At 71.7% G+C, this 9,074-nt stretch carries 7 protein-coding genes; 6 read left to right on the top strand and 1 reads right to left on the bottom strand.

What is annotated here, in order from left to right:
- The first annotated feature begins 329 nt into the window (after window positions 1-329).
- The 5 genes from R6Y94_RS44815 to R6Y94_RS44835 all read left to right on the top strand — a co-directional run bounded on the left by R6Y94_RS44815 (window position 330) and on the right by R6Y94_RS44835 (window position 6,645).
- Window positions 330-1,028, top strand: a complete 699-nt coding sequence (locus tag R6Y94_RS44815) for a C39 family peptidase (RefSeq protein ID WP_318394154.1) — start codon at window positions 330-332, stop codon at window positions 1,026-1,028.
- 417 nt (window positions 1,029-1,445) lie between these two features.
- The gene (locus tag R6Y94_RS44820) at window positions 1,446-2,936 is read left to right on the top strand and encodes a PLP-dependent aminotransferase family protein (protein WP_318403420.1); all 1,491 of its coding nucleotides are present in this window, start codon (window positions 1,446-1,448) and stop codon (window positions 2,934-2,936) included.
- Between the two features lie 30 nt (window positions 2,937-2,966).
- On the top strand, window positions 2,967-3,824 hold the full coding sequence (locus R6Y94_RS44825) for an SMP-30/gluconolactonase/LRE family protein (protein ID WP_318403421.1): 858 nt from the start codon (window positions 2,967-2,969) through the stop codon (window positions 3,822-3,824).
- A gap of 116 nt (window positions 3,825-3,940) precedes the next feature.
- Window positions 3,941-6,253 (top strand): excinuclease ABC subunit UvrA, encoded by a 2,313-nt coding sequence (locus tag R6Y94_RS44830; RefSeq protein WP_318403423.1) that lies wholly within the window; start codon window positions 3,941-3,943, stop codon window positions 6,251-6,253.
- Window positions 6,250-6,645 carry a hypothetical protein gene (locus R6Y94_RS44835; RefSeq protein WP_318403424.1) on the top strand — a complete coding sequence of 132 codons (396 nt, stop codon included), beginning with the start codon at window positions 6,250-6,252 and terminating at the stop codon, window positions 6,643-6,645. Before R6Y94_RS44830 ends, R6Y94_RS44835 begins: the two co-directional genes overlap by 4 nt.
- A gap of 128 nt (window positions 6,646-6,773) precedes the next feature.
- On the opposite strand, the gene R6Y94_RS44840 is transcribed toward R6Y94_RS44835, so the two are convergent.
- Window positions 6,774-7,943, bottom strand: a complete 1,170-nt coding sequence (locus R6Y94_RS44840) for a low temperature requirement protein A (RefSeq protein ID WP_318403426.1) — start codon at window positions 7,941-7,943, stop codon at window positions 6,774-6,776.
- Window positions 7,944-8,279: 336 nt separating this feature from the next.
- On the opposite strand from R6Y94_RS44840, the gene R6Y94_RS44845 reads away from it, so the two are divergent.
- Complete coding sequence (locus tag R6Y94_RS44845; protein ID WP_318397248.1) at window positions 8,280-9,074, top strand: SigB/SigF/SigG family RNA polymerase sigma factor; 795 nt, start codon at window positions 8,280-8,282, stop codon at window positions 9,072-9,074.

A 9,074-nucleotide genomic window follows, 5' to 3' on the forward strand; every position in this document is an offset into this window, starting at 1 on the left:
CGGGTGTCCGGTTTTTGGTCATGATCGGGTGGGTGGTGGGGGCGGATCGCGGAACACCGGGCCGCCGGCCACGGTTATACCTGGCGTACGTCCGCAGCAGCGGGCCCGGCCTGACCGGCCGGGTGCGTGGGTGGGCGGGCCGGTGACCGACCCCGGCCGTGGGAATGACGGGCCGCCGGCCACGGTTACATCCCCCGGGCACACCCGAGCAGCAGCAATCCGCCGGGCGAGTGCCGATCCCCCGGGAACCTGGTTTTCGGGTTTCTTTCCTTTCGACACGCCAGATCCTCCACGGCGTTGTCGTACCCCCGGAATGGAAGGCGACCATCATGACTTTCGTCAGCCGATGGCTACCGGCCATCACCGAAACCCCGATCCGTAAGACCGCGCTGGGTATCGCCGGGCTCGCCGTCGTCGGCGGCGCGTTCGCCGGCCCCGCGATCGCGATGGACAACACCCCGACCCCGGGCTCGCCGACCGCCGCGTCGGTGACCGCCGACATCCGCGACCTCGACAAGCGGGCACCGTCGAAGGTCCTGGACTACCAGTACAAGGCGCAGGAGAACTTCTACTACTGCGCACCCGCCGCCACCAGGATCGCGCTGTCCGCGCAGGGGCACACCCCCAGCCAGGACGACGTGGCCGGCCAGCTGGGCACGACCGAGGCCGGTACGAACTCGGCCGAGGACACCACCCGGGTGCTGAACAAGGCCGGCGGTAGCGACTACAAGACCGTCGCGATCCCGGACACCACGGCCAAGCCGGCCGAGATGGACCGGCTCCAGGTCGACATCGTCAACGCCATCGACGCCAAGCGTCCGGTCGTGATGAACATCAAGGGCACCGCCACCGACGTCGACGGCACCCCGCACTCCTACGAGGGTGGGCACTACCTGACCGTCGTCGGCTACGACGACCACGGCCGCAAGGTCAAGATCGCCGACCCGGCCAACCCGAACCAGAGCGAGTACTGGATGAGCACCATCACCCTCGCCAACTGGGCCGCCGAACGCGGCTACTCCGCCTGACACGGCAACGGGTAAGCACCACCGACAAGCACCGACACGCGAAAGGGCCAGCCCCACCCGGGGCTGGCCCTTTCGTCGTCTCCGGAGCACCCGTACCCGCAGCCCGCCGCCCCCGAGCCGGCGGCCCTCAGGTGCCGAAGTCGAATCGCGGACTGTCCCGGTTCAGGATCGCGGTCGTCGGTTCGACCGACCAGAGCGTGGCCAGTCCGTCCGCCAGCGCGGCGGTGAGCTTCGGTACGTCTACCGGCGGCCGACCCGTGCAGCGCCTCGACGACGATCAGGACCTCGTCGGTGTTCCCCCGGACCGCCGAGTGGCCGCTCTGCCGGTTGATCCAGTGCCGGGCGTGGGCCCGGTCGGCTTCAGCCCCATCCGGGAGAACGCCCGGCCTGGCCCACTCTGCCCGGCACAATGGCCTGATGGACAGGGCCAAACAGGAAGCAGCCGACCGGTCCATATCCTCCGGCTCCGACTTCCTCCAGCTCGACATCGGCGAGGCGCCGGCCGGCGGGCGGGCCGACTGGCTCGCCAACCGGCTGCGGTCGGCGATCTCGGACGGCCGGGTGCCGGTGGGCGGGCGGTTGCCGGCGACCCGGGTACTCGCCGCCGAACTGGGCGTCTCCCGGGGCGTGGTCACCGAGGCGTACCAGCGGCTCGTCGAGGACGGTCACGTCACCGGGCGGGGCCGGGGCGGGACGGTCGTCGTCTCCGCACCGATCGACGCGCCGGCTGTGCCGTCCCGGCCCACCGGCACCCCGGCACCGGCCACCGGACTCTTCGGCACCGGTCCCCGCCCCGACATCTTCGACTCGCTCCGCGCCGCCCCGGCCCGGATCGACCTGACACCCGGCGTACCCGATCTCGCCGCCTTCCCCCGCGGGGCCTGGCTGCGGGCCGAACGCGCCGTGCTGCGCGACCTGGCGCCCGGCGACTTCGGCTACGGCGACCCGAGGGGTACCCCGAGGCTGCGGCTGACCGTCGCGCACTGGCTGGCCCGCAACCGGGGGATCGGTGTGGACCCGGACGACGTGCTGGTGGTGGCCGGGGTCGCGCAGGCGCTGACCCTGCTCGGGCAGGTGCTGCACGCCGACGGTGTGCGGACGGTGGCGGTGGAGGACCCGGGCTCGCTCGGGGTGCGGCAGCAACTGCGGAGCTGGGGGTTGGCGACGCCGCCGATTCCGGTCGACGCCGGTGGGCTGCGCGTCGACGAGCTGGTGGCCAGCGGTGCCCCGGCGGTGATGCTGACCCCGGCACACCAGTTCCCGACCGGGGTGGTGCTGGACGGTGCCCGGCGGCGCGAGCTGATGCGCTGGGCGGCCGACGGCGGGTTGATCGTGGAGGACGACTACGACGCCGAACACCGGTACGACCGGCCACCCGTACCGGCGCTCCGGGCCGTGCTGCCCGAACAGGTCTGCTACGCCGGCAGCGTCTCCAAGCTGCTCGCCCCCGCCCTGCGGGTGGGCTGGCTGCTCGCGCCGAGCCGGTACCGCGCCGCCCTGGTCGACGCCAAGCGGACCGCGGACCTCGGCAACGCCGCGCTGCCGCAACTGGTGTTGGCGGAGCTGATGGAGTCAGGGGCGCTGGAGCGGCAACTGCGGTTCCTCCGGCGCCGCCACGTTCGGCGCCGGGACGCGATGATCGCCGCGATCCGGACCCACCTGCCGGACGGGGTCGTGCACGGCGCGGCGGCGGGGCTGCACCTCATGATCACATTCGCCGGCGACCGGGGCGCTCGGGTCGACGACGTCGAACTGGCGACCGCGGCGCTGGCCCGGGGCGTCAAGGTGCAGCCGCTCTCCTGGCACCGGCAGCATCCCGGCCCGCCCGGACTGGTGCTCGGCTACGCCGCCAACACCACCGCCGAGATCTCCGCCGGCATCGCCGCCGTCGGTGCCGTACTGCGCTGACATGATCGAGGCTGTCGAAAGGAGCGCGACGTGGTGGACGCGACGCAGGTGACGGACCCGTGCTGCCAGCATGCCGAGGGACCGGTCTGGGATCCCCGGACGGACCAGCTGTTGTGGGTGGACATGCTGGCCGGCGACGTACTGACGATGACCCCCGGGACGGAGCGGGCGGACCGGCATCACGTCGACACCGTGGCGGCGGTGGTCCGGCCCCGGGCCGGTGACGGCTACCTGGTCGCGGTCGAGCGCGGGTTCCTGTTCACCGACGCGCAACTCCGGCCGGTACGCCGGCTGCCCGACCTCTGGACCGATCCGGACCTGCGGATGAACGAGGGCGGCGTCGATCCGGCCGGCCGGTTCTACTGCGGCTCGATGGCGTACGACACCCGGCCGGGTGCGGCGGCGCTCTACCGGATGGACGCCGACCTGGTGGCCCGGCGGGTACTCGCCGACGTCACCATCTCCAACGGCATCGCCTGGTCGCCCGACGGCACCCTGGCGTACTACGTCGACACCCCGACCCAGCGCATCGACGTCTTCGACTACGACCCGGACGAGGCGATGCTGGCCGGCCGACGGCCGTTCGTGCGGATCGAGCCGGCCGAAGGTGCCCCGGACGGGCTGACCGTGGACGCCGAGGGCGGGGTGTGGGTCGCGCTCTGGGGCGGCGGCGAGGTACGCCGCTACGCGCCGGACGGCCGGCTCGACGTACGGATGACGCTGCCGGCCCGCCAGGTCACCGCCTGCACCTTCGGCGGACCGGAGCTGCGCGACCTCTACGTCACCACCTCGCGGCTCGGGCTGGACGACCCGGAGCCGGCCGCCGGCGCGCTGTTCCGGGCCAGCCCCGGGGTCGCCGGTCTGCCGGTCACCCCGTTCCAGGACTGACTGCCGCCCGGGCGGTCACCCGAGGTTGAGCTGGCGAGTTGAGACTTTTCGGTGCGCGGGCGAGGGATAGGGGCTGAAGAGTCTAAACATCGGACTTCAACGATACAGTTGAGGGAATGAGTGTCGTTGAATCTCCGGCGCGGAGTGCGCCGGTCACCGAGTGGATCCGGGTCACCGGAGCCCGCGAACACAACCTCGCAGCCGTCGACGTCGAGATCCCCAAGCGCAGGCTGACCGTCGTCACCGGCGTCTCCGGGTCGGGGAAGTCGTCGCTGGTCTTCGAGACGATCGCCGTCGAGGGCCAGCGGCAGATGACCGAGATGCTGCCGATGTTCGTCCGCAACTTCCTGCCGAGTTCCGCCCGGCCGGCCGTCGACCTGATCGAGCACCTGCCGGCGACGGTCGCGATCGACCAGCGGCCGCTCACCGGCGGGCCGCGGTCCACCGTCGGCACCATCACCGACATCGCCCCGCTGCTGCGGCTGCTCTTCGCCCGGGTCGGCGAGCCGTTCGTCGGCTACCCTGACGCGTTCTCGTTCAACATGCCCGCCGGGATGTGCCCGGAGTGCGAGGGCCGCGGCGAGGTCACCGACGTCGACCTGGCCGCCTTCCTCGACCCCACCCGGTCGCTCAACCAGGGGGCGCTGCTCGCCCCGACCTTCAAGGTGGGCAGCCGGGACTGGCACCTGCTCGTCGCGTCGGGCCGGTTCGACCCGGACAAGCCGGTGTCGGCGTACTCCGAGCGGGAACTCGACGACCTGCTGTACGCCACCGACGGCACGGTGCCGCTGGAGGTGGCCGGGTCGACGCTCAACCTGAGCTACGAGGGCGCGGTGGTGAAGTTCCGCCGGCGGTACCTCGACCAGCAGTCCGAGCCGGCGGAGCGGACCCGGCGGATGGTGGGCGACTACACCACCACGGTCCCGTGCCGGGCGTGCGGCGGCAGCCGGCTGTCGCCGCTGGCGCTCTCCAGCCGGGTCGGCGGGCACAACATCGCCGAACTCGCCGCAATGGAGGCGGAGGAGCTGCTCGGCGTACTGGCCGGGCTGGAGGTGCCGGCGGCCAAGCCGGTGCTGGACACCCTGGTCGCCCAGGTGGGGCACCTCGTGGAGATCGGGCTCGGCTACCTGAGCCTGGACCGGCGTACCGGCACGCTCTCCGGGGGTGAGTCCCAGCGGGTCAAGATCGTACGACACCTCTCCAGCAGCCTGAACGACCTGCTGTACGTCTTCGACGAGCCGAGCGTCGGGCTGCACCCCCGGGACGTGCACCGGCTCACCAACCTGCTGCGCACGCTGCGGGACAAGGGCAACACGGTAGTGGTGGTCGAGCACGACCGAGACGTGATCGCGGCGGCCGACCACGTCCTCGACCTCGGCCCCGGTGCCGGTACGGCGGGCGGCCGGGTGGTCTACGCCGGCGGGCTCGGCGCGCTGACCGAGGCCGACACCCTGACCGGCCGGGCGATGACCCAGGGCACCCGGTTGAAGGAGGCGGTACGCACCCCGACCGGCGTACTGCCGATCGTCAACGCCCGTACGCACAACCTGCGCGACCTCAGCCTAAACATCCCGGCCGGTGTGCTCACCGTGCTCGCCGGGGTGGCCGGCGCGGGCAAGTCGAGCCTGGTGGGCGGCGCGTTCCGGGTCCAGCATCCGGAGGCGGTGATCGTCGACCAGTCGATGCCGCACGCCAACCGCCGGTCCACCGCCGTCACCTACAGCGGGGTCGCCGACCAGATCCGGGCCGAGTTCGCCCGGGCCAACCAGGTCAGCCCGGCCCTGTTCAGCGCCAACTCCTCGGGTGCCTGCGCCACCTGCGCGGGGCTGGGTGTGGTGCAGACCGACTTCGGCGCGCTGGAGGGCGTCTCGCTGGTCTGCCAGACCTGCGACGGCCGCCGGTTCTCCGACGAGGTGCTGGGCTACCGGCTGCGCGGGCGGACCATCAGCGACGTGCTGGAGATGACGGTCGCGCAGGGGCGGGAGTTCTTCGCCGGCAACCGCCGGATCGCACCGGTGCTGGCGGCGATGGCCGACGTCGGGCTGGACTACCTGCGACTCGGTCAGCCGCTGACCAGCCTCTCCGGCGGCGAGTGCCAGCGGATCAAGCTCGCCACGCACCTGCACGGCGGCGCCCCCGCGTACGTGCTGGACGAGCCGACCACCGGGCTGCACATGGCGGACGTGGGGCGGCTGCTGGGCGTACTGGACCGGCTGGTCGACGAGTACGCGGCGACCGTACTCGTGATCGAGCACAACCTGGACGTCGTCGCGCACGCCGACTGGGTGGTGGAACTCGGGCCGGAGGGCGGCAGCCGGGGTGGCCGGGTGCTGTACCAGGGCGAGCCGCGCGGTCTGGTCGAGCAGGACGGCTCGCCGACCGGCGTGCACCTGCGCCGGGCGTTGGGTGTCGCGGGGGTGACGGCATGACCCCGGTACCTGACGAGGACCGTCGCCGGTTCGCGGCCGACGTCGCCGAGAGCGCCGGGGCGGTGGCCGAGCTGCTCGGCGCGTACCAGTTGCGGCCCGGCGTGCCGTTCCCGGCGGCCGAGCTGCTGCCGCCGCTGACCGTGCGGCACCGCGCCCTCCAGGCGGCCGTCGACGGGTACCCCGGACCGATCTCCGTGGACCCGACCGGCCGGCCCGAGCCGCTGGGCCAGGAACTCGCCGGCCTGATGAGCTGGCTGCAACTGCTCCAGGTGGTCTATCGAGGGCTGGACGACATCCCGGAGCCGCTGCGGGTCAGCGCCGGCCGGAGTCTCTCGGCCGCGCACCTCGCCGCCCGCCGGGTACGCGACCGCGCCCGCCGCCTGGCTGCCTGACCGCCACCTGGCCGCCGCCTGGGTGCCTGGCCGCCGCCTGGCCGCCTGGTTGCCTGGCCGCCTGGTCGCCTGTCACCGCCGGCTGCCGAGGCGACGGCCGGGTGGCCGGGCACCCCCGCCGGGCGGCGCTACGTTCCGATCCGTTCCTTGCCGAACCGGACGATTAGCCGGCTGACCACGACGGCGTAGCAGATCATCAGCAGGGCGAGCAGGGGTATCAGGGCGAGCGGCGGCGGCACCAGGGCGGCGGCCCCGACCAGCCCGATGGCGACCACCCCGATCCCGAGCCGCAGCGGCGGTATGGTGCCCAACGCGATCCGTTGCAGAGCCAGGCCACCGAGCATCCAACTGGCCAACGAGACCGCCAGCAGCAGGCGCAGCATCTGCGGCAGGTCCTCCCGGCCGGCCCCGACCTCGCGGACCGCCTGTCCCAGGCACCAGCCGAGCAGCAGCAGCGCGGAGCCGATCGCCCCGTGCACGGTCGCGTAACCGAGACCGGCGCTCAACCGTGAACTGGTCAGTCCCATGGTCACGAAGGTGGTGTAGACCCACCACACCGAGGCCGGGATCAGGAACCCGGCGATCGCCACCACGACGACGGCCGGCGACGGCCGGGTCGGCACCGCGCCGATCAGGTCGGTCAGGCTGACTCCGAGCAGGATGATGGTGAACTGTCCGATCCGCTCCGGCAGGTGTGACGGGTGGACGGGATGCTGGATCAGCCGGCGGCGGCCGAGCCACGGGGTCAGCACCTCGACGACCAGCCCGATCAGCCACAGCATCGGGCGGTCGTGCGCCGGTACGGCGAGCGAGGCGACCCAGAACAACAGGCCCGCGCTGAACCCGACGAAGTAGACGGTGGTCAGCCGGCGCGCGGTGGCGCCGGTGCTGCGGACGCGGAGGTAGAGCACCAGCAGGGTGCCGCGGACGACGAGGTATCCGATCGGCAGCAACAGGGTCTTCGGGGCATCCTTGGCACCGACCGCCATGATCCCGGCCCCGATCATGCCGACGAGTACGACCAGCCGGTGGCCGAGGTCGTCGGGGTCGAACCGGGTGTCGTAGAACGCCTGTCCGACCCAGGCCCACCAGACGATCACGAAGAGGCCGGCGGTCCGGAGGATCTCGTCGACGTCGGGCACCTCATCGGTGAGCCGGTTCTGCACGGCGGCGAGGGCCAGTACGAAGACCAGGTCGAAGAAGAGTTCGAGCCAGGAGGCGTGCCGCTCCTCGTTCTCGCCGGGCAGCGACTCCGGGTCCAGCCCCCAGCGCTCGATGAGCCGGCGCGGCCGGATCACGCCGTGCCCCCGTCGCCGGTCCGACCCACCGGGCCTGGTACGCGGTGCGGCCTCCAGCTCACAGCCGGTAATCATTCCGCGCGCGGCGCGCCGGGTGTGCTGGATCGGCGAATCCCGTTCGGCCGACCGATCGGCGGCAGGCCTCCGCCAATCAGTCCCTAATATGCTCGACTTTCTCCATATCCCTCCCTTTTGTACATCAGCCGTTCGGCTAGCCTCAACCAATACCAACGGGCTAAGGTGATGCCTGAACAGCCACACCACCACCCACCAACCGACCACCCACCACCGGACAACCCCCGTCCCCGCCACCACTTCAGCGCAGGGAGGACCACCATGACCGCCACCACAACCACCACCCGGACCGACAACCACGCCCTCACCGACACCGCCACCGACCTACTCCACGCCATGACCGCCCTACCCGCACACCACCCCTCCCGACCCGCCCTCCGCGACAAAGCCATCGAAGCCTGGCTCCCCCTCGCCCACCACCTCGCCCACCGCTACAGCGGACGCGGCGAACCCACCGACGACCTCACCCAAACCGCCGCCGTCGGCCTCATCAAAGCCATCGACAAATGGGACCCCACCCGCGGCGTCGACTTCGCCGGCTACGCCATCCCCACCATCATCGGCGAACTCAAACGACACTTCCGCGACCGCACCTGGGACATCCGCGTCCCCCGCCGCCTCCAAGAACTCCGCCTCGCCATCAGCGAAGCCAACAGCACCCTCCTGCAAACCCTCGGCCGCTCCCCCACCATCACCGACATCGCCACCCACCTCCACCTCACCGAAGAAGAAATCCTCGAAGGACTCGAAGGCGCCCGCGCCTACAACGCCGTCTCCCTGTCCACCCCCACCGGCGACGGCGACCGCACCACCGAACTCGGCGACCTCCTCGGCACCGAAGACAACGAATACGAACTCGCCGAACTCCGCGTCGCCCTCGGCCCCGCCCTCGCCACCCTCGACCAACGCGAACAAAAAATCCTCACCCTCCGCTTCTACGGCAACCTCACCCAATCCCAGATCGCCGAACAAATCGGCGTCTCCCAAATGCACATCAGCCGCCTCCTCACCCGCGCCCTCACCAAACTCCGCAGCCAACTCGCCGACACGTACTGA

The sequence above is a fragment of the Plantactinospora sp. KLBMP9567 genome (genome assembly GCF_033446045.1).
GTDB lineage: Bacteria > Actinomycetota > Actinomycetes > Mycobacteriales > Micromonosporaceae > Plantactinospora.